Here is a 21,354-nt window from a genome sequence, read left to right as displayed (position 1 = left end):
GAAAAATCATGAAAATTAAAAATAAGATAATATATATGATGCTTCTGGTTTCAATTACAGCCGCGTCATGTAAGAAATATTTAGACATAAATACTAGTCCGCTTACCTCTACGGTGGTTGAGCCGAAGCTGTTGTTTGGCTACGCAATAACCGCTTGGGATGTGAACAAGAATAGTGGTGATGCATGGTTGCCAATAGGATTGATGACTCAAAACATCGCCAGTGGTGCCAATTACGGCTGGGGTAAGGATAATGTATATAACCTCAGCACTTACACACTCGGTAATACTTGGAAAGTTTTCTATAGTTCAGGAGGGAATAACCTTAAACTAGCGATTAAAGCTGCGGAAGAGGCCAGTCCAGTACAGAATAACACAGCCGCTCAATGTAAAATTGTGCTTGCGCAAATGATGTACGAGGCTACTACATTGTATGGAGATGTACCATTTTCTGAGGCGTTTCAACCTGAACAGTTTCCCTATCCAAAATATGACCCGCAGAAAGACGTGTTCGAGGGGATAATAGCGATGCTAGATCAAGCTATTGGGCAGATCGACCCTGCCAGTCCGTTGAAGTTGACAGATTATGATGTTTACTATGGAGGCGATATGGCAAAATGGACCCGACTGGCAAATTCTATCAAATTTAAGGTTCTTATGACGATGGTTGACAAGGATCCATCAAAGGCAACTCAGATAGGACAGTTACTTGCCGATCCATCTTCCATGCTTAGTTCTGCAGTAGACACGTGGCAGCAAAAATATTATGCCACGACAAACAACGAAAACCCTAAGTACCGTCTTCTGAAGGAGTACACCAACGGAGAAAATCAATGGTTCTTTGCAAACAACAATGTATTTAAATACATGGAGCCAATAGACGACCCGCGTATCCCACAATTTTTTGATCCGGGTGCCGATGGTGAGTATAGAGCAGTTGAGACGGAAGCGACCGCAAATGCAAATACCTCGCTCATTAGTGCTTACTTATACAGACCGGACGCCCCTTCGGTGATTCTGTCTTATCAAGAAATACTGCTACTACAAGCAGAGGCATATGCAAGAGGGTTGGGTGTCGGACAAAATCTTGGTACTGCTCAGCAGCTCTATAGCGAAGGAGTTAGACAGTCAGCCTTGTTTTACGGTGTGAGCGCTTCTGATGCTCAAGCGTTTGTCACTGAAGACTTGCCGAATTTGACAATATCGCCTGATCCGTTAAGACAAATACATTTGCAGCAATGGGTTGATTTAATGGACCGTCCTATGGAGGCGTTTGTACAGTGGCGCCGGTCAGGTCCGGAGGGATCTGAAGTGCCGGAATTAACTTTGCCGTTGGGCGCATTTTCTGGTCCGCTGATAAGAAGATTTACTTTGTCAGAGGATGAAATTGCCGCAAACCCGAGCATTCCAAATCCACAGCCGAAGTATTTCGACAAGATGTGGTTTGACTTATAATAAGCACACACATAAAGGGGTCATATTAATATGGCCCTTTTTTATGATCTTTGTTTTGCCTTAACAGGTCCGACGCCAGACAGGTTCTGCCCACCATTACATTGCCCGAATTATGAAGTACCCCATAGAATCCACACGAATTTTTTAAGTAGGTCGGTCGTAATCAATCATTAAGATTGATAGACTTTTGCGCGATTCAATGTATAATTGGAAGTTACTCTAAACAGGTCTTCATGGGGTATAAACTGAATGTGAACAACCTTAGTAGAGTTTCAGAGAGAATAATTATATAATTGCCTAAAGTTGATAAATTTTTGACTATCTACGGGTTATAGGCCCTTTGGTTCCTATGAGTTGGTTATCGATTCTGTGTTAACTTTTGCCGGCTTATCGTCTATGTGGATAGACATAATTCCATTGTTATTGTGCTTATTTCTAACTTCTTAAGAAGAAGGGCAGTGCCAAAGTAGAGTTTGATAGGCTTTATCCCAGTCCTTTCCCCACCACTATAGCACGATTGTCGTCAATGTGGCCTGCAGGAAAATCAAAGTAGACAAGGTAGTCATACTTGCTGACGACTTGTAGTATGATTTCTTGAATCGTTTGACCGAAAGGGATTTTTTCTTGCGGCATTTCGTTGAACGCGCCGACGATGAGGCCCTTAAGCTTTTTCAGCTTTCCCGATCTGTCTAACATCCGCATCATGCGGTCCACAGCAGCAGGTCGCTCCCCAATATCCTCAATAAAAAGAATTTTATCTGTATAGTCCATTGCAGAAACGGAGCCTTCCAACATCACTAATAACGTAAGGTTTCCCCCGATGATTGCTCCTGATTTAGGCAGATTTGGATACCTATACTCAATCGGCTCCCCAAACAACGCACACCTTAAAGATTCCAGGGATTCAGGCGTGGCATCATCAAAAGTATAGGGCATCGGACCGTGTATGCTTTGTATGCCATATACAGCGTACAGGTGGGAGAGCAATACGGTAACGTCGCTGAAACCGACGATCCATTTAGGGTTTTCAACAAAGTGAGTAAAGTCAAGCTCATCGATAATACGAAGGCAGCCATAGCCGCCCCGTCCTGCTATAATAGCACTTACTGAAGGGTCGTCCATGAACCGTTGAAGGTCGGCGCGGCGCAACTCGTCGGTGCCGGCAAACTGGTGATGTTCAGCGGTAACACTTTCTCCCAATACAACCTCCAGTCCCCACGACAGGAAGACTTCTATGGCCTTATCAATCGGTCGGGGCAGCCTGCTGGCAGGGCATACAATGGCAATCTTATCGCCCTTTTTTAAATAGGCGGGCTGTTTAATCATGAGGTAAAACGCTTATCTTTGCCAAAATAATAAAAATAGTTTTGGATAATAGTAAAATAAAACGATATACGGTTACGGCCGCCCTTCCTTATACAAACGGCCCTGTGCATATTGGTCACCTGGCGGGTGTGTACCTTCCGGCGGATACCTATGTGCGCTACCTTCGGTCGAATAAAAGAGATGTGAAGTTCGTGTGCGGATCAGATGAGAACGGGGTTCCTATTACGCTAAAGGCTAAAAAAGAGGGCGTATCTCCCCAGGAGGTGGTCGATAAATATCACAAGATCATTGGTGATTCTTTCAAAGAATTCGGGATCTCTTTTGATATCTATCATCGTACTTCGTCCCTGATGCATCATCAGACGGCGTCCGATTTCTTTGAGACGCTCTATGAGAAGGGGGTGTTTACAGAGGAGGTAACCGAGCAGTATTATGATGAGAAGGCGCAAACCTTTCTGGCCGACCGCTATATTACGGGTACCTGTCCTAAGTGCGGCAACGAAAGCGCTTATGGCGATCAGTGTGAGAGCTGCGGCAGTACGTTGAACGCGACCGACCTGATCAATCCAAAGTCTACACTTTCGGGCGAGCCTCCGGTTAGAAAAGAAACCAAGAACTGGTTTCTGCCGCTCGACCAGTACGAAGATCAATTAAGGGCTTATATAGACAGCCATAAAGAGTGGAAACCAAATGTGTTCGGTCAATGCCAGAGCTGGCTTAATGCTGGTCTGCAACCCAGGGCTATGACGCGCGACCTCGACTGGGGCATTAAGGTGCCGCTGAAAGACGCAAACGGTAAGGTGCTTTATGTTTGGTTCGACGCACCGATTGGTTATATCTCGGCAACCAAGGAGTTGTTTGAGTACGCCCGTCTGGATGTGTGGAACCCGAAATCAGAGGAATATTATATCAACCAGAAGGAGCTCGAAAAAGGTAACTGGGAAGACTACTGGAAAAGCGATGAAACCAAGCTGGTGCATTTTATCGGGAAGGACAACATCGTGTTTCACTGCATCATCTTCCCCGCCATGCTCATGGCGCACGGGGGCTATACCCTGGCCGACAACGTGCCGGCCAATGAGTTCCTGAATCTGGAAGGACAGAAGATTTCGACGTCTAAGAACTGGGCGGTATGGCTCAACGAGTATCTTGAGGAATTTAAAGATAAGCAGGATGTGCTGCGGTATGTGCTTACCGCCACCGCACCGGAAACGAAGGATAACGACTTTACCTGGAAGGACTTTCAGGCACGAAATAACAACGAGCTTGTGGCTGTGTTCGGCAATTTCGTAAACCGTGTGGTTGTGCTTACGCATAAGTATTTTGGAGGCAAGGTGCCAATGCTGATGAACGTCACACCGGAGGATCAGCAGGTTATTGATGAGCTTGCGGCATACCCGGCACGTATAAGTGCCTCGATTGAAAACTACCGTTTCCGGGAAGCGCTTGCCGAGGTGATGAATGTGGCGCGACTGGGTAATAAATATTTGGCTGATACGGAACCCTGGAAAGTGATTAAAACCGATGAGGACCGCGTACGTACCATTTTAAATATCAGCTTACAGATCGCTGCTTCGCTGGAGATATTGATAGAGCCGTTTTTGCCTTTTACGGCCGACAAGCTGATGAAGATGTTCAATTACGGTGGGTACCTGTGGGAAGATGCCGGCAAGATGAACCTGCTGGCACGGGGTCACCAGCTCAATGAACCTGTATTGCTGTTCGAGAAAATTGAGGATGAAACCGTGCAGGCACAGATAGACAAGTTAAACCGAAGCAAGGCAGATAATGAAGCAGGCGCTGCAGTCGCCACAGTAGCTCCCGCGAAGGAAAACATACAGTTTGAACAGTTTAGCGCCTTAGACATTAGGGTTGCTACTATCGTAGCAGCAGAGAAAGTAGCTAAAACTAAAAAATTGCTTAAGCTAACGCTTGATACCGGGCTTGATGAGCGAACAGTGGTGTCTGGCATTGCCGAATACTATCAGCCAGAGGATATTATCGGTAGGCAGGTCAGCGTGGTGGTTAACCTTGCTCCCCGCGAGATCAAAGGAATTTTATCCCAGGGGATGATCCTGATGTCTGAGAATGCTGATGGATCTTTGGCTTTTGTGGCCCCTGTCGTAACACATAAAGCAGGCAGCGTGATCCGCTAGCAACCGACGAGGCAAGTAATGCCGCCAAACTTTCCGGGCTGCATGGTGTTTAACTTAGAAACATTTATGTGGATTGTTTGGGCGGTACTCGCATCGCTGTCGGCAGCGCTGGTTATTATTCTTACGAAGGCAGGACTAAAAAATGTGGACTCGAGTCTGGCATTCGCTATTCAGGCGGTTTTAATTTTGTCGATCTCATGGTCGGTCGTCCTGTTCCAGGATACCCAGGGAACATTGAAGGACATTGACCGGAAAGCCTGGATATTTCTGATTTCTGCCGGAGTGGCTACCACATTATCGACATTGTTTTCTTACAAGGCACTGTCTATGGGGCCTTCGTCGTTCGTAGTCACTATTGAGCGAACGTCCCTGGTTTTCACACTGATCTTGTCGGTCATATTTTTAAAGGAAAAGCTTAGCTGGCAACTGGTACTGGGCGGCGTGCTGGTACTTTCAGGCGCTATCATCATAGCCCTCTCCGGCAGCTCGAAATAATTGATAAAGGCTTTAATATTATTTTTATATTTGCGCCTGCCTGCATTTGTAGGCGTCTGGTCTCATAGTTCAACGGATAGAATAGAAGTTTCCTAAACTTTAGATGTGGGTTCGATTCCCGCTGAGACCACTCGATTACAGCGTCTGAAAATCAGGCGCTGTTTTATTTTTCCAAATTGTTGTTATTTGCTCTCGTCAGAACCTCATAGATAGCCCCAGTCCATACTCTCTCCCGTTATAAAACGGCATAACAGTTCCGCTTAAGTTATCTTTTTCCTTGAAAATGGCTTTCTTTATGGCGGGATGAATCCAATAAGCAATTTTGGTGCTTAAGATTCCGATTCCGGCGCCTGTGGCAACATCCGTAAGCCAATGCCTTTCGTTTGACATTCTGAATAAGCCGGTACCAGCGGCGACTACATAGCCTGTAATACCATACCACTTCGATACGTCTTTATATTCCTGGTATAAATATTCAGCACCCATAAAAGCTGTAGCGGTATGCCCGGAAGGAAACGATCTTTTGTCTGAGTCATCTGGTCTGGTAACTTTTGAAGTCTTTTTGATGATGTTCACCGAGCCACTCATCAAGAGATAGGCCGTGGCCAAAACAATGGTTCTATCTTTGAAACTATTTTTTCCTGGTAGGCCTAACGCATTCAGGGCATAAACAGATAAAAAAGGGCTGTATTGAGCATAATCGTCCCAGTTTACCTTCTTATCATCATGATCTCTGAATTCATTTTTTACGCGGATGTTGAAGTCTTTTAAAGCAGGGCTGACAAGACCGACCATTCCATACCCGATCAGCACACCAGGTATGATGAGCGATTTAGGTTTGAAAGGAATATTCTTATTATTTATTGTCGTGTCAATCGAGGCATCTTGTCCCTGCACCTGTAAGCTAGCCGCCGACAATAGAAGAAGCATGATAATTATCTTATTCATGATTTAAGTTCGTTGGTTCATTTTTTGGCTAAAGTATATTTCTCCTGAACCCCTAATTTTTATATATACAAAGTGTCTTACTTTATAGATTAAAGCGGCATTTACATCTAGTAAAGTAAAATCGCACATGCAGATTTCAATAATGCATCCCTGATCTTCGTTTGGTATATATTTAATGCGCTTTTGTATAGTCAAAATTTGTCTCTCCCGTGTATTGCTTATTTTGCTTACGCCCAGAAATAGACTATGAATAGAATTCTACGCAGAAAGACCATGGATGCAAACTGTATACTTCAGTTGATCATTTCAGAAAAGTACCGGTTTCAACGCCATTTGCTACTGATCGCATTTTGTATTGTGGTCTTATATTATAGTCCGCCCGACTACCAAGAACCCTTTGAAACTTACAACCGACTGGTCATTTTTTCGCAAATAATTCTGCTGGCCTATAGCAATATGTATTTTTTTGTCCCGGTGTTCCTGTTCAGGCAAAAATATCTCAGCTATGGGCTCTTTGTGCTTTCAGCGATGGTTCTATCGTTCTACATTCACGAGGCCTTTTCTTATATTTTTAAGCTAGATCTATTACCGAATGAGGATGACAGTATTAACTTTTTTACGTTCTCCTTTATGACCATGGTGCTCATTATTGCTTCGGCCTCAGTTAAGCTATTTCAGCGTTGGGTAGCTGATACTCAGGTGATTCATGGTTTAGAACTGGCGAAAACAAACGCCGAACTGGAACAGCTCAAGAATCAGATCAATCCGCACTTCCTTTTTAATATGCTTAACAATGCGAATGTGTTGATTGAAGATGATCCCAGAAAGGCTTCTCAGGTTCTGATGAAATTAAGTGATTTACTTCGTTATCAACTTTATGACAGTTCAAGGGAGGAAGTGTTGCTAACTTCAGAAATTCATTTCCTGGAAGATTTTTTAAACCTGGAGAAGGTTAGGCGGGATAATTTCAAATTTCTCATCTCCAAGGAAGGTGAATTGAGCGGTGTGCAGGTTCCTCCGTTATTGTTCATTTCATTCGTCGAGAATGCAGTTAAGCACAATAATGATTCGGTGAAATCATCCTATGTTAATTTGTTCTTCGAAATGCGTCATACAGAGCTTTTTTTCAAGTGCATAAACTCGAAACCGGCGGTAAAAGCAGTGAATAAATCGGGCGGGTTGGGCTTGTCAAACATTAAACGACGACTAGAGCTTTTATTTCCCGCTTCTCATGACTTGAATATCAAAGACGATCCGGAAGCGTATTGCGTTACCTTAACCATAAAATTATAGCATGAACTGCATCATAGTAGATGATGAGCCACTAGCAAGAAAAGCGATCCAAAAATTGGTTTATCAGACAGAAAATCTAGAATGTATAGCTTCATTTAACGGGACTGATGCTACACGGGAATTTCTGTCAAAAAATGCGGTCGATTTGATATTTCTAGATATTCAAATGCCAGGGGTGAATGGAATTGAATTTGCCAGAACTATCGCTAAAACGACCTTAGTGGTGTTTACAACCGCTTTTCATGAATTTGCCTCTGAGAGCTATGAAGTTGATGCTATCGACTATCTAATCAAGCCAGTGAAACTGGAACGCTTTCAAAAAGCGGTTGAAAAGGCGCAAACCTATTCCAAATTATTCCGTACGGATCAAACCAGCAGCAATATTGAAAACGTCACCGACGATTATATTTTTGTAAGGGCCGACCGCAGGATGTTTAAAGTGTATTTGAATGATATACTTTATATCGAAGGCTTGAAAGACTATGTGATTATTTACCTCGAGAATCAGAAGGTAATTACGCTGATGAATATTAGGACCATTCATGAACTGCTTCCTAAAAGGCTCTTTGTAAGGATAAGCAAATCTTACGTCATTAACGTCAACAAAATGGATTCGGTAGACAACAATACCGTTTACATCGGAAAGAACGAAATACCGATCGGCAATATTTACAGGGACTTCTTTTTCAGTGAATTTGTAACCAGGAAAGTTTTAAATAGGTGAGTGATAGGTGCCGTATTGCCAGGCGTTCCTATCTGGATATTACCCAAATGCTAAACGCTTACTAAGCGGTTAAACCCGGGCAATGTCCGGGTAACATCCGGGTAGTATCCGGGCAAGAAGGCTTGGCAGACTAACACCTGATACTCCAGCGAGGAGGTAAAAACTAGAAAGTTTTAAATCGCACCTGAAATGCAAATTTGGTGTCGGTAAGGATAATCCCGGCAGATATTAAGCGATTGGTTCAATTTTTTGAGGATGCTACAGGACCACAGAAATTGTTCAGGAGCCGACCACAATGCCTTGGGGTAATCGTTCCCTGCTATTCATAGATCCGGACGGCAATCTAATCAATTTCTTTACGCCCGTAAGCGATGAAGCAAAGAAGAGGTTTGCGATTTAATGAGTACCTGCGTCTGCCTTGCTTAAAACAACGCTTGCCACGGTTTGCCAGTTCGCAATAACCTGATCGTAGAAAGGTTCATCTTGAGAGCCGCCTTTAAAAATGGCGTAGCTACGTTTCCCGTCTTTGCCGATATAGCTGCGGGTCGACTCGAGCATCCGTGTGGATATACCAGTTAATACCTTATCCAGATCAAAATTGAATGTTGCCAGATAGTTGTCGGATGGCTTTACCATGATCTCGGAGAGATCAAGATTGGCTTCGAAAGGAAATGAACTGCCAACCAATACACTATCGGTCCCTCCATAAGAATTTCTGAACGTGCCTCTAAACCTAAACGCCAGGTCCGACTTTTGTGATTTCCTGCAAAGTAATTTTATCTCGACGTTCCTGTAGGATCCGGATGGCAATTGAATAATGCCGGCAAGCGCACCGGCGCTTAGGATGTCCAGGTTCTTTTCAATAGAAATTGTGGTATCCAGATCGCTATTGCCTCTGCCGGCAAAAGATATCTTCTCGACATAAACTGTAGCCGACGACCAGGCTACATCGACTGTGGTGGAGGTGTCGATAGACCGCGCGCTGAGGGCTTTTGCAGCAGGTACCGAAGCTTTTGCCACGTAGGCGATGTCTCCGAACCCCGAAAGCGGTTCTTCGTTTTCGACGTTTTTTTCGCAGGCCAAGATGGAGATCATCAAGAGGCATAGTCCTGCATAAAGTTTGGCGGCAGAGAGCATTGTTTTCATAGATGCATAAAGGTGTTTGGTTGTCAGGTAAATATAGGAAGAGTTTACAATTAAAAACCTCATAAATTAACTTAAGTGAATATTTGGTTTTCCCAGAATCTCAAACTTTGGAAAAAAAAGAATTATGGGACTATCAAATCTGGGCATCTTCCACACGGTTGTTGGAATTGTTGCCATTGTAGCGGCGCTGGTATCTTTTGTAAGATACCGTGGAATCGCCTTAAGTAAGTTTTCGGGGAAAGTTTATTTGTACACGACATTGGTTACATCGCTCACTGCACTTGGTGTATCGAAGCATGGTGGCTTTAACGCTGGACATGGGTTTTCTTTGTTTATTGTTGTGCTGGTTCTTATCGCTGCATTTCTTCACTATAAAAAACAGTCGGCCAACAGGGCGCGGTATTTCGCAAACTTTTTGCTGTCGCTAAGTTTCTTCTTGTCGCTCATTCCGACAGTAAATGAGACAATGACACGTGTGCCGGTTGGTCACCCCCTGGCGGCGGGGCCGACTGATCCCCTGATCGCGAAGACGATCCTCGGCCTGTTTGTTTTGTTCATCACTGGTTCGGTTTATCAGTTCTTTGCTCAACGCAAGGTGAGCAGGGATGCGTCAAATGATGTCAGCCAAAGGTGACTTTTTGAATTGTAATATGATTTGTTCGAGTCGTGCAGAAGCGAATGGTTGGTGATGACGTACTTTTGCATCATAATGCGTTGAATTATGATAACTAAAAAAGTTTGGGTCACTAAAGTAGTTCGCAATGAATGAGAAATATCAGGTGCTGTCGCAATACCTGCATGATTTTGCCGGACTGAGCGACAAGGACATAGCCGAGAGCCAGGCTTACTGGAGGTTGCGCAAAATTGCAAAGGGCGATTTCTTCAACATGCAAAGCATGGTGTGCAACGACCTGGGCCTGGTTCTTAAAGGCATCTTCAGGATTTATCACCGCGATCCGGAGACCGACGAGGAAAAGAACATTTTCTTTTTCTCAGAGAACCAGTTTGTCGTCTCGTTCAGGAGCTTTATCTCCAGGAATCCCTGCTGGTATTTTATAGAGGCTATGGAAGACTCCGAGATCATATTTATTTCTTATGCCGATCTAAATGGCTTGTACGAAAGGAATCTGAAGTGGGGACGGTTTGGGCGTGTGCTGGCGGAAACCTTTTTCGCCTATGCGCAGTCAAGGACAGAAGAGTTTTTATTTTTCTCGCACGAACAGCGGTTTTTGCGTCTGCAGGAAGAACATCCAAACATTGTGGAACGAATTCCAGCATACCATATCTCGTCGTTCTTAGGAATCACTACCCCCTCTCTCAGCAGGATCAGGAAGAGGTTGAAAGCAGGTAGCAGCTAATGAGCAGCAGACCGGTATCGCGGTGTGTAAGCATATAGGTTTTGATCGACTGCAGGGCTTTGGTCATGTGGCTGTTTACAGTCGCCACGGAGATTCCGAGAATCTTGCTTGCCTCTTCGTAGCTTCGCCCTTCAAGTTTACATAGTTCAAACACCTGCTTTCGCTGGGGTGAAAGCTGATTGATCGCGTCCTTCAATAAGGCCGAGGCTTCTTTGCTGAGCAGAATGTCTTCACCGCTCAGGTAATGCTCGGTACCGCGCAAGATCAGCTGTTCGATCAGCGTGTTGTCTGACGCCACTTTCCTGAAGTAGTTGTACACCAAATTTCTGGCGACCGTATATATGAAGGGCTGGAAAGGTTTCTCTGGGATAATTTTTTCACGGTTGTCCCACAGCTTAATGAACAACTCCTGCAATAATTCGTCGGCAATATCCTTATCCCTCACCATCCTGAGCATCTTTAGATACATAGGTTTGCCGTAAGCCGCATAAATTCCATTGAAAGCTTTCTCGTCGCCTTTTTTGAGACGGGCAAGCAAGTCGTTTTGATGAGAATCTTCTAAAATTGTCAAAAGGCTAAGGGGCTATTGCACATCAAATCTAACGATTTTAAAAAAAAGTTGAGAATTTCCCCGATTGGAGTCATTGTTTTTTGGCCCGGGCGTGTATTGCTTAATAATGGGAGAAATGAAAGCACCGGCCGATAGCCTGTTTGCGAAATATCTGGAGGGTAAATGCAGTGCGTCGGAAACGCGGACGCTGTTGCAGCAGTTTGGCCTTGCTGAAAACGAGACACTTTTAAAGGAGGCCATATTGGCAGAACTTGAAAGGGATTTTGTTACTGTTTCGGAGCCGGCCGATCTTGATGCCCGGCTTAGTGCAATCGGGTCATCCCTCAATGCACACATCACGCATAATAAAGAAACAGGCAAGCCGTTCTTACTGAAGTTTTGGCCTCGTGTTGCCATTGCTGCGGCTGCGGTAGCGACAATAGTATTGTCTGTACATTTCTTCTTTCCGGGATATACCGATGTAACGGGAACTTCTGAAAAGATTGTATATAAAAACGATGTAAACCCAGGAACCGACGCCGCTACACTGACTTTGGCCAACGGGGATACCATACAGCTTAACGGATCTAAGAAGGGTGTGATTATAGGAGGGGATATCAAATATCACGATGGGGATGTTGTAGAAGCCGGGCTCGCCGAGTCGCAGGAGTTGACTGCTCAAACGCCACGTGGAGGTACTTATCAGTTTACACTTTCTGATGGTACACGTGTATGGATGAACGCAGATTCTAAGATTTCATTCCCGTCACGGTTCACCGGAGATAAGAGAGAAGTGAGGTTGGAAGGTGAAGCATACTTCGAAGTCGCAAAGCAGGCACAGCTATTTATCGTTACAACCGGATCTCAGAAGGTTGAAGTGCTGGGGACGCATTTCAATATTAAGGGTTATACAGGCGACAGCGATATTAGAACAACGTTGCTGGAAGGTTCGGTGCGCGTTAGCAGGGCTGATGAGCGTATCTCCGCGGTAATAAGGCCGGGCGAGCAGGCCATCAATCGCGGGAATATACTGGTTGAGAAGGTAGACGTATCGGAGGCTGTAGCCTGGAAAAATGGCAGTACCTTATTCAAAGAAAGAACACTCGAAAGTATCATGCGGGAATTGTCGCGCTGGTACGACGTGCAGGTCGTTTACGAGCCAGGCGCGCCCAAACAGGAAACCTATAGCGGCGCGGTATCGCGAACAAGGAATCTTTCGGCAATATTGGAAAGAATGCAGACCACCGGGAGCGTGAGGTTCAGAATAGAAGGCAAAACCGTAGTGGTAATGAAATAATTAAGATCGTCCTAAACAGCTAATATGAGTATTAACCTAAAACCGATTATGAGAAAAATTCTACGTTACTAAAGAGGAGAAAACGGAGCTTAAATAAAAGCCGGAAAGTGCTACCAACACTTCCCGGAAATAGTTTGAGCGACCATTCCTGAAAATCAGGAAGAACATTTTTGCTAAACAATTAAGTACCAACTCAAACCGATTCAAACTTATGCATTATTGCTAAACAAAGCAATAAGTAACTGGTCTGTCGTCGACCACGCTGGGTTTGAACACTAAACAAACGACGAAGTATGAAAAATGCTTTAAACCGAGGTGAGCCATTTGCAGGGCTGCCAACCAAAATCCTATTGATTATGAAGTTAATCATAGTTCTAATGACCACTTTATTCGTTCACGCAAGTGCTGCGGGTTTTGCTCAGAAAGTAACGCTAAACGAAAAAGGCGCCTCTCTTGGAAACGTAATCAATAAGATCCGTGCACAGACCGGGTATGATTTTGTATTCAATACCAAAGAAGTTGAAGGGGCAAACAAAGTAACGATCTCTCTAAATAATGTGGAACTGGATGAAGCTTTGAAAGCGCTTTTCAGGAACCAAAATCTTAGTTATTCCGTAAAGGACAAGTTTATCGTTATTGAACCGGTAAAACGCTCTTTTATAGATAACCTTGCCGCTGTTTTTACCAACATCGACGTGCGTGGCCGTGTAGTTGATTCACTGAGCGGCGATCCACTTCCGGGTGCAACCGTGGCTGTAAAAGGGCAAAAGCAAGCTGTTCGCACAGGCGCCGACGGGTCTTTTTATCTCCAGAATGTGGAAGATGATGCCACGCTGGTCATTACTTATACGGGTTACGGCGCAAAGGAGATCAGGTCATCAAAAGATGTGGGTACAATCCGTCTTTCCATGACTGCCGGCTCCCTTGAGGAAGTAGCTGTTACGGTAAATACAGGTTATCAGCGCATCAAGCCCGAGCAGAGCACAGGCGCAGTATCTCAGATCACAACCAAGGAATATTCATCCAGGGTAAGTACCAATTTTCTTGATGGCTTGGTGAACAGGTTGCCTGGTTTGATGATTAATAACTCAGTCCAGTTTACAAGTACTACTCCTGGCGTTGGTCAAACCGAAAGGCCGTTATTCAACATTCGGGGTATTTCTACAATGTCAGCCAACCAGAGTCCACTCATAGTAGTGGATGGATATCCCACGGAATTGACGCTGGAGATGCTAGATCCCAATGAGATTGCCTCTGTTACCATATTGAAGGACGCCGCCGCCGCTACTGTGTATGGAGTAAGAGCCTCGAATGGTGTAATTGTTGTTGAAAGGAAACAAGCTAGACCCGGCGCGGCGCAATTTAACTTCAATACTACAGTAGGCCTTACACCAGAGGAAAATTACAGCCGTTACCGCTGGGATCCACAAGCGTCTGCTATCAATGCAGATTACGTACGTGAAAGACAGTCGCTTATTGTCAATTCATCCAGCTGGAATGCATTGTATGCGCCCAATGCTGTGACAGGGGGTAATGTACGTCGTGCTATACCTTATTATATTGTCGCCCAGTTGGCTGCAGGCATTATTACGCCTGAACAGGCTGAAAGTTCTTTTGCAGAGCTAGCTAATTATGATAATCTTGACGATTACAGTCGCATATTCCAAAGAACGGCAGTTGCGCAAACTAATACCCTGAACGTTTCGGGTGGTGTGCCTAATGCTTTATATTATATTACGGCGAATTATACTGGAAACCGCGGTAATGCAATCTTGAATGACAATAATAGGTTTCAATTGACTGGCCGTACCACACTTAAGCTCGCAAAACGACTAAGCCTGGAATTAACCACTGAATACCAGGAAAATCGCCTTAACAATGCTCCTGTACCTGCCCCAGATGCTTACGCCGGGTATGAGCGCTATGAAGATGTAAACGGTAATCCAGCCGCCATCATTTCACAAAGTTACGCTCCGGTTTATAATAACCTGTTGCTTTCGCAAGGCTTTTTAGATCAGAATTATTACCCGCTGATTGAAGCGAATAAAGTAAGTAATAAGACAAGAACACTGAATAACAAGACTATCGCAAATTTCACTTACGATATTGGGAAAGGGTTCAACCTTTTGTTCGGTGGTGTTTATGAGACGTCGCGTACAGAGTTTAAGCACCTGGCTGCCCAAGGCTCAAATGAAGTGAATTCAATGGTTAATACCTACACAGTTACGCCGACCGCCACTAACCCTTCGCTAGCTTTCAAGAGGAATATCCCTGACGGCGATTTCCTGCGCCAGCAGAATACCAATGCCACTGGTTATACCGCACGGACGCAATTAAACTATAACAAAAGAATTGGCGACCATTCCCTAAACGGGATAGTCGGTGCTGAAATGCGCAACCTGGTGAACAAGGGTAATTTGGCGTCTTATTTTGGCTACAATGATCAAAGTCTGCTGCATCGGCCTGTGGATTATGCGGCTATATTTAACGGCGCATCAGGTGTAAGAGGAACTTTGGTTAGCGCCAGTTCTCTTGGAGCCTTAAACAGTTACTTTAATCAGACCTATGAGGATGACAGATTCTTATCGGCCTTTGCCAATGTTGTATATGCCTTTAAAGATACCTATTCTCTATCAGGGAGTATGCGCATTGATCAATCGAATCTGTTTGGTAGTGATCCAAAATACAAATACAAGCCGTTATGGTCGTTAGGTGCAGCCTGGAATATTCATCGGGAAAATTTCCTGAGCGATGTAAGCTGGGTTCACCAACTGAAACTACGGGGGGCTTATGGTTTTAATGGAAATGTGGCTAAACTTTCGCTTCCACAGGTTATTGCCGAAGCTCAGTTGAATAGACAGACTACTCCCGACCTTCCATCACTCGTCCTATTCTCCAATGCCAATACAGGGCTTCGTTGGGAACAGACAGAGAACTTAAATCTCGGCCTTGATTATAATGTTTTCAAAAATATCACTGGTAGTGTAGACTATTACACTAAAAAAACAACCGATGTGATGGGTAATTCAACGATTGATCCAACGCTAGGCGCCAGCTCTGCCTTGGTTAATTATGCGACCATCAAAAACAACGGTTTGGAGTTTAGCCTCAGAGCAGACTGGATATCCACAAGTAACTTCAACTGGAATACAGGTATTGTGGTAGCCAAAAATAACAGCAAGGTACTTGATGTATTTAGAACAGGACGTTACGATCCACAGATACTTGATATACTGGGCTATGTGGATGGTCACCCGGTAGGCGCTATGTTCTCTTATGATACACGCGGACTTAATAATGAAGGTCACCCTATTATTTACGATCAGAACGGAACGCCATTCGTGGTAAACACCAGTAGCACAGGCACCCCATTGGTCACTGCGATGTCAGATAAGAATTCAGGACTTGTTCAATATTCTGGAACAACTATTCCAACCATTAGTGGCGGATTAAGTAACCGGGTGGATGTAGGTAATTTTTATATTTTCGCGATGATAAACTACTATGGTGGTTTTAAAGTAAGAGTTCCTAGGCCGATGCCGTCAGACACCAGGCCATTAGTGGGGTCTAATAACTATTGGAGAGTTCCAGGTGATGAATTAAAAACGGATATTCCAAATCTGACTGATCTAAGCGCTCCAAATCCATCTTGGGCATACCGTTATAATAGCAATTACGTAGTACATGGAGATTATATGACACTAGGAGATTTAACCGTTTCCTATCGTTTAAATGACCTTGGTTTTGTCAAAAAGGGAGGCTTTAAGAATTTTGAGATTAAAGCCCAGGCTTCAAACCTATACTCTGTTGGGTTCAATCGCTATAACTTTAGTATGGCTACGGGAAGCTATGCCAAATCGTATTTAACGCCTACGTATACGCTTGGTTTGTTCACTAATTTTTAAAATTTACACTAATGAAGAAATTTAAATATATAGCCGCCCAATTGCTTGTTTGCTGCATGGTTTTTAGCGGTTGCGATAAGTATCTAGATGTAGAACCAAAGGGTAAACAACTGCTTAAGACAACGAATGATTTTGATCTTTGGTTAAACGCATATCCGTTCACATCTGAAATGAGCAGTCCGTATCTGGACTATATGACGGACAATATCGATTACTTAAGCGTTAATACGCCGCCCATTAGTCTTGCTGACTTCGTTTATACCTGGCAACCACAGTTCACAAATGATGTACAAGCTCCGGCCTATTTATGGGCTGACCACTATCAGCGCATCAGTTTGTACAATACTGTATTGATCGGCATCGATGGGGCTGAGGGTGGTACTGTATCCCAGAAGAACAGCCTGAAGGCGGAAGCCTTGCTTGGCCGTGCATATTCATATTTTTACCTGGTAAATGAATATGCCAAGCCTTACGACGCGGCAACTGCAGCTACCGATTTAGCGGTGCCTTTCGTAACTTCAGATAATGTGAGTCAAAAAGCTCCGCCAAGAGCTACAACCGCTGAAATTTATCAGCATATTATAGAGGATATCAATGCGGCCATCCCGAATCTTCCTGATGACAACAGCGGAGCAAGGTTTCGTGGCTCTAAGGCTGCAGCCTATAGCGTACTGGCACGTGTTTACTTGTACCGGAGGGAATATAACGAGGCACTGCGTTATGCAGAGCTTGCCTTGGCAAACACCCGTGCTACTATGATCGACTATACGAACCCTGCTTCATTTCCCACTACACAAAATGTGGTGTCTCATCCAGACGCTATCTACGGTAAAGGATATGCCGCTGCCGGTATCCCGATCACCCAGGACTTAAAAGCTTCGTTTGCAAGCAATGACGCAAGGAGGACAGTGCTTTATGTAAGCTGGGCCAGTGCTGCAAGAGGCGCTACAGCCTTTTATGCTGCTGCAGTTACACAAGTTTTTCAGCTGACAAACTCCGGCACAACTGTGCAGGAAATGCGCTTAGTTGCTGCGGAATGCTCCGCTAGGGCAAACAATCTGACAGACGCGTTAACTCATCTGAACGTCGTTCGTAGGGCTCGTTATACTGGTGCTAATAGGGATTTCAATTCGACGGATCGAAATATTGTATTAGACGAAGTGCTGGCTGAACGAAGAAGAGAATTGCCTTTTCATAGCTTACGCTGGTTTGATATGCGGAGGTTTGACATGGAGGACGAAATGGAGGCGGTAACCCGGACAAATGGGCAAAACCAGGTGATTGCCACCCTTGAACCGCACAGCCCAAGATATACCCTCCAAATACCCATTCAGGTGACGGCCTTTAATCCAGATATGCCTCAAAATCCATAACTAGAAAATTTCGAAATGAAGACATACAAATTAAATCTATTGACAATATGCACGGTTGTGCTATTGTTTATAGCTTGCAAAAAAGACAAGACTGAGCGCCAGGCGTTACCTGAAGGTAGTGTAACTTTTGATGTGCCGGCTTCAACAGATGTTGTGGCGAGAGATCTAGACATCAGAAAAGTGTCGGTGGTAAGTGTGGAAATGAAGGCGGCCCTTCAAGGCAACGCTTCTTCTGACGTGCATTACGTAACTTTTGCGCCTGATACGGCTAAGATTGCTGAGTATAGGCTTAAGTATGGCAATAGTGCCCTTTTACTTCCAACTAAAAGCTATCTTTTTTATAAAACAACCGTAGCTATCGCTGCTGGGACTAATATTTCAGAAGCTGCAATCCTGAATCTTGGTTTTCAGACCACATTGCAGCCATTCAGCACCTATGTGCTGCCGTTAACTATTACTTCAGTCGATGGCGTAGTACAGGATCCAAAGACTCGTAAAGTTATTTACTATGTCTTTAATACAAAAGAGCCACGTTATGTGAGCCATGCCGGCTTTACGCCTACGGCTACTGCTTCGTCTACATTAGGCGCAAACACAGCGAGCAGAGCAATAGATGCAAATACGGGTACAACATTTTGGGCAAGTTCTAATACAGTGCCGCTGCCACAATTCCTCACCATTGATTATAGTCGCAATGTTACATTTACTGGTTTAGACTATTTCTTTCCGACGGGTTTAACCCCTGCTAACGGAGCTCAGACGACCTCTGCAAAAGTAGAAACAAGTGTAGATAATGTAACCTGGACGGACAAGGGCACATTTGCGATTGATGTCAACAATAGTGCTAGAACGCATACGATCAATTTTCCTTCGCCAACTACGGCGAGATACGTACGATTCACAGTTTTAGCGGCAAATCCATACGTAGCATCAGCAACGATCACGTATCACATAGGTTTTGTGGGCGGGATTTTATTGTTGAATTAGAAAATAATTCCTAATCGATAAAGGAGAGAGATGAAAAATACATTGTTTTCAATTCTAATGCTGCTGCCATTTATGGCAGCAGCTCAAAAAACTTATACCATCACAGGTAAATTGCCTGCAATAAAAGGCGAGGCTAAAGCTTACCTCGTGCTCTTCAAAGAAGGAGCCTGGAAAGAAGTGGACTCTGCTGAGATTAAGGCGGGTAACTTCCAGTTTACGGGTAGTGTAGATGAGCCGCAGAGTGCTTTGTTGACCGTTAGACAAAAGGGAAAAGCAGATGCCGGCCAGCAGCGTGATAGTCAGGATTTCTTTATTGAAAATTCTAAGATCGAGGTTGTTGGTACAGACGCTGTCAGGACTGCAACAATAACCGGGTCGCTGTCTGACAAAGAAAACGCTGAACGGGAGGCCTTGATGAAACCTGTTACGGCTAAGATCATGAAGCTGCAGGATGTGTATGGTGCCAAGACGGCAGATGGCGCGTACGTAAAGTCTTTAGATGAGCGTAAGATGGCTGCAGACAGCATCCAGAAGCTGGTGGCCATGAACAAGAGCATCAACTGGCAGTTTGCTGAAACTCACTTGAATTCTTTCATGGGGCTTTATACATTCAATATGTCAGTGCTCGACAGTTATTTTGATCCGGCCAAGGTTGAGCCTCTTTTTAACCGGTTTTCGGCTGAACTAAGGTCGTCACCATTAGGAAAGCGTACAGCTGAAAAAATTGAAATTGGCAAGAGACGCCAGGCTGGGTCTAAAGCCACCGATTTTACCCAAAACGATATTAATGGTAAGCCCTTCAAACTTTCTTCGTTGAGAGGTAAGTATGTGCTTGTTGATTTTTGGGCAAGCTGGTGTGTACCGTGTCGCGCTGAGAACCCTAATGTGGTCAAAGCATACAATGCATTGAAAGGTAAAAACTTTGAAATCGTAGGGGTGTCGCTCGACTATCCCGGAGGCCAGGGTGCCTGGGAAGCCGCAGTACAAAAGGATGGCTTGCCATGGATTCACGTAAGCGATCTGAAAGGCTGGAAAAACGAGGTAGCTGTATTGTATGGGATCAATTCCGTACCTCAAAATCTGCTTATAGATCCGCAAGGCATGATCATAGCTAAAAATCTGAGGGGTGAGGCGCTGACGGAAAAGTTAAAAGAACTAATTAAATAGTCGAAATTTATGTTATTAAAAAAGGCAATTGCCCTTCTGATGATGCTGCCCTTTGTTGCGTCGGCACAGGACAAATTTGAGATAGCGGGTAAGATTCCCGGTGCGGGCAGCGACAGAAAGGTAGTACTGAGCTATGTAAACGCCGAGGGAAAAAGTGTTAAGGATAGTGCAGTGTTAAGGAAGGGTAAGTTCAGCCTTACCGGCACTACGTTATATGCTAATAAAGCATATCTATCTTTGTTGCCTCTGCAAAAGGATACAGTAAGGCGCAATTCACAAGGCGATTACCAGGAGTTTTACCTTGAAAAGGGCAAATACAAGGTGGTAGGTAATGATAGTGTCTCGACTGCAAGCATTACCGGCACACAGGCCCAGGCAGATTTCAATGAATATAACGCTAAGACTAAAGTGCTCTTTGCACAGTTTCAGGACATCACGGAGCGGTTCACTAGGGTGTATTATGCGAAGGTAAAGGACACCGTGGCCATCAAAACCATACAGGCTGAAGCCCGACCTGTACATGCGAAAATTGAGGCTCTGGTTGATTCTTTTATTTTCAGTCACCCCGACTCTTACGTAACGCTCGATCTGATCAGTGCAAACAAGACAGCGGTTATTGATCCGGTTACGTTTGAGCCGTATTACAAAATATTGAGCCCAAGAGTTCTGGCGAGTAGCGCAGGTAAAAAGCTGACGGCAAAGTACGACAAGGCCAAACAAATTGCACTCGGAAAAACGGTCGACTTTACCCAGCCAGATGCTGAGGGTAAGGAGTTTAAGTTGTCTTCGTTGAGAGGTAAGTATGTTCTGGTAGATTTCTGGGCCAGCTGGTGTGTGCCCTGCCGTGCAGAAAATCCGCATTTGCTGAAAGCCTATAACGAACTGAAGGATAAAAACTTTGAGATCGTTGGGGTTTCGCTTGATGAAACTAAGGCCGCATGGTTAAACGCGGTAAAGCATGATGGCATGCCATGGATTCAGGTGAGTGACCTTAAAGGCTTTAAAACGGACATTGCTGTGAAATATGGCATTTCAGCTATCCCGCAAAACTTCCTGATCAATCCAGAAGGTGTAATTGTCGCGAAGAATCTTAGAGGCGCGGATGTGAACAAGCAAATCGCATCTTATATAAAATAAGGCAGGATTAATAATTTTTTGAAAGAGGCTGTATCATT

At 44.4% G+C, this 21,354-nt stretch carries 18 protein-coding genes and 1 tRNA gene; 15 read left to right on the top strand and 4 right to left on the bottom strand.

Going from position 1 to position 21,354, the window contains the following annotated elements:
* Nucleotides 1-8 precede the first annotated feature (8 nt).
* On the top strand, nt 9-1,454 hold the full coding sequence (locus J3P40_RS02570; RefSeq protein WP_256002606.1) for a SusD/RagB family nutrient-binding outer membrane lipoprotein: 1,446 nt from the start codon (nt 9-11) through the stop codon (nt 1,452-1,454).
* Nucleotides 1,455-1,937: 483 nt separating this feature from the next.
* On the opposite strand, the gene J3P40_RS02565 is transcribed toward J3P40_RS02570, so the two are convergent.
* Complete coding sequence (locus J3P40_RS02565) at nt 1,938-2,780, bottom strand: S66 peptidase family protein (protein WP_256002603.1); 843 nt, start codon at nt 2,778-2,780, stop codon at nt 1,938-1,940.
* 41 nt (nt 2,781-2,821) lie between these two features.
* Here J3P40_RS02565 and metG point away from each other — a divergent pair, with 41 nt between their 5' ends.
* The 3 genes from metG (at nt 2,822) to J3P40_RS02550 (ending at nt 5,561) form a co-directional block, all read left to right on the top strand.
* Nucleotides 2,822-4,936: a methionine--tRNA ligase gene (metG, locus tag J3P40_RS02560; RefSeq protein WP_256002601.1), complete on the top strand. Its 2,115-nt coding sequence runs from the start codon at nt 2,822-2,824 to the stop codon at nt 4,934-4,936.
* A 42-nt stretch (nt 4,937-4,978) separates the two neighbouring features.
* Nucleotides 4,979-5,431, top strand: coding sequence for an EamA family transporter (locus tag J3P40_RS02555; RefSeq protein ID WP_256002598.1), 453 nt, complete (start codon nt 4,979-4,981; stop codon nt 5,429-5,431).
* A 58-nt stretch (nt 5,432-5,489) separates the two neighbouring features.
* A tRNA-Arg gene (locus J3P40_RS02550) sits at nt 5,490-5,561 on the top strand.
* A 65-nt stretch (nt 5,562-5,626) separates the two neighbouring features.
* Here J3P40_RS02550 and J3P40_RS02545 read toward each other — a convergent pair.
* Nucleotides 5,627-6,379 carry a phosphatase PAP2 family protein gene (locus J3P40_RS02545; RefSeq protein WP_256002596.1) on the bottom strand — a complete coding sequence of 251 codons (753 nt, stop codon included), beginning with the start codon at nt 6,377-6,379 and terminating at the stop codon, nt 5,627-5,629.
* 246 nt (nt 6,380-6,625) lie between these two features.
* On the opposite strand from J3P40_RS02545, the gene J3P40_RS02540 reads away from it, so the two are divergent.
* The 3 genes from J3P40_RS02540 (at nt 6,626) to J3P40_RS17785 (ending at nt 8,796) form a co-directional block, all read left to right on the top strand.
* Entirely contained in the window at nt 6,626-7,672 is a 1,047-nt protein-coding gene (locus J3P40_RS02540; RefSeq protein ID WP_256002593.1) for a sensor histidine kinase, read from the top strand.
* A gap of 1 nt (nt 7,673) precedes the next feature.
* Nucleotides 7,674-8,396, top strand: a complete 723-nt coding sequence (locus tag J3P40_RS02535) for a LytR/AlgR family response regulator transcription factor (protein ID WP_256002590.1) — start codon at nt 7,674-7,676, stop codon at nt 8,394-8,396.
* 274 nt (nt 8,397-8,670) lie between these two features.
* A complete protein-coding gene (locus J3P40_RS17785) occupies nt 8,671-8,796 on the top strand; it encodes a hypothetical protein (protein ID WP_370687721.1) in 126 nt (41 codons plus the stop codon).
* Here J3P40_RS17785 and J3P40_RS02530 read toward each other — a convergent pair.
* Nucleotides 8,793-9,605 carry a hypothetical protein gene (locus J3P40_RS02530; RefSeq protein ID WP_256002588.1) on the bottom strand — a complete coding sequence of 271 codons (813 nt, stop codon included), beginning with the start codon at nt 9,603-9,605 and terminating at the stop codon, nt 8,793-8,795. The genes J3P40_RS17785 and J3P40_RS02530 overlap by 4 nt on opposite strands.
* A gap of 61 nt (nt 9,606-9,666) precedes the next feature.
* On the opposite strand from J3P40_RS02530, the gene J3P40_RS02525 reads away from it, so the two are divergent.
* Complete coding sequence (locus tag J3P40_RS02525; protein ID WP_256002585.1) at nt 9,667-10,176, top strand: hypothetical protein; 510 nt, start codon at nt 9,667-9,669, stop codon at nt 10,174-10,176.
* A gap of 127 nt (nt 10,177-10,303) precedes the next feature.
* The gene (locus tag J3P40_RS02520; protein WP_256002583.1) at nt 10,304-10,900 is read left to right on the top strand and encodes a Crp/Fnr family transcriptional regulator; all 597 of its coding nucleotides are present in this window, start codon (nt 10,304-10,306) and stop codon (nt 10,898-10,900) included.
* Here the strand turns inward: J3P40_RS02520 and J3P40_RS02515 are convergent.
* On the bottom strand, nt 10,869-11,471 hold the full coding sequence (locus J3P40_RS02515) for an RNA polymerase sigma factor (protein WP_256002580.1): 603 nt from the start codon (nt 11,469-11,471) through the stop codon (nt 10,869-10,871). The genes J3P40_RS02520 and J3P40_RS02515 overlap by 32 nt on opposite strands.
* Before the next feature lie 115 nt (nt 11,472-11,586).
* On the opposite strand from J3P40_RS02515, the gene J3P40_RS02510 reads away from it, so the two are divergent.
* The 6 genes from J3P40_RS02510 to J3P40_RS02485 all read left to right on the top strand — a co-directional run bounded on the left by J3P40_RS02510 (nt 11,587) and on the right by J3P40_RS02485 (nt 21,316).
* Entirely contained in the window at nt 11,587-12,747 is a 1,161-nt protein-coding gene (locus J3P40_RS02510) for a FecR family protein (protein WP_256002578.1), read from the top strand.
* A 356-nt stretch (nt 12,748-13,103) separates the two neighbouring features.
* The gene (locus J3P40_RS02505) at nt 13,104-16,652 is read left to right on the top strand and encodes a SusC/RagA family TonB-linked outer membrane protein (RefSeq protein WP_256002575.1); all 3,549 of its coding nucleotides are present in this window, start codon (nt 13,104-13,106) and stop codon (nt 16,650-16,652) included.
* Between the two features lie 11 nt (nt 16,653-16,663).
* Entirely contained in the window at nt 16,664-18,025 is a 1,362-nt protein-coding gene (locus tag J3P40_RS02500; RefSeq protein WP_256002572.1) for a RagB/SusD family nutrient uptake outer membrane protein, read from the top strand.
* A 15-nt stretch (nt 18,026-18,040) separates the two neighbouring features.
* The gene (locus tag J3P40_RS02495; protein ID WP_256002569.1) at nt 18,041-19,012 is read left to right on the top strand and encodes a discoidin domain-containing protein; all 972 of its coding nucleotides are present in this window, start codon (nt 18,041-18,043) and stop codon (nt 19,010-19,012) included.
* A gap of 30 nt (nt 19,013-19,042) precedes the next feature.
* Entirely contained in the window at nt 19,043-20,179 is a 1,137-nt protein-coding gene (locus tag J3P40_RS02490; protein ID WP_256002566.1) for a TlpA disulfide reductase family protein, read from the top strand.
* Between the two features lie 9 nt (nt 20,180-20,188).
* Entirely contained in the window at nt 20,189-21,316 is a 1,128-nt protein-coding gene (locus J3P40_RS02485; RefSeq protein ID WP_256002563.1) for a TlpA disulfide reductase family protein, read from the top strand.
* The last annotated feature ends 38 nt before the right edge of the window (nt 21,317-21,354 follow it).

Source organism: Pedobacter deserti (assembly GCF_024436415.1).
GTDB lineage: Bacteria > Bacteroidota > Bacteroidia > Sphingobacteriales > Sphingobacteriaceae > Pedobacter > Pedobacter faecalis.
The sequence above is the reverse complement of the archived record's forward strand: the minus strand, read 5'-3'. Positions and strand labels throughout refer to the sequence as shown.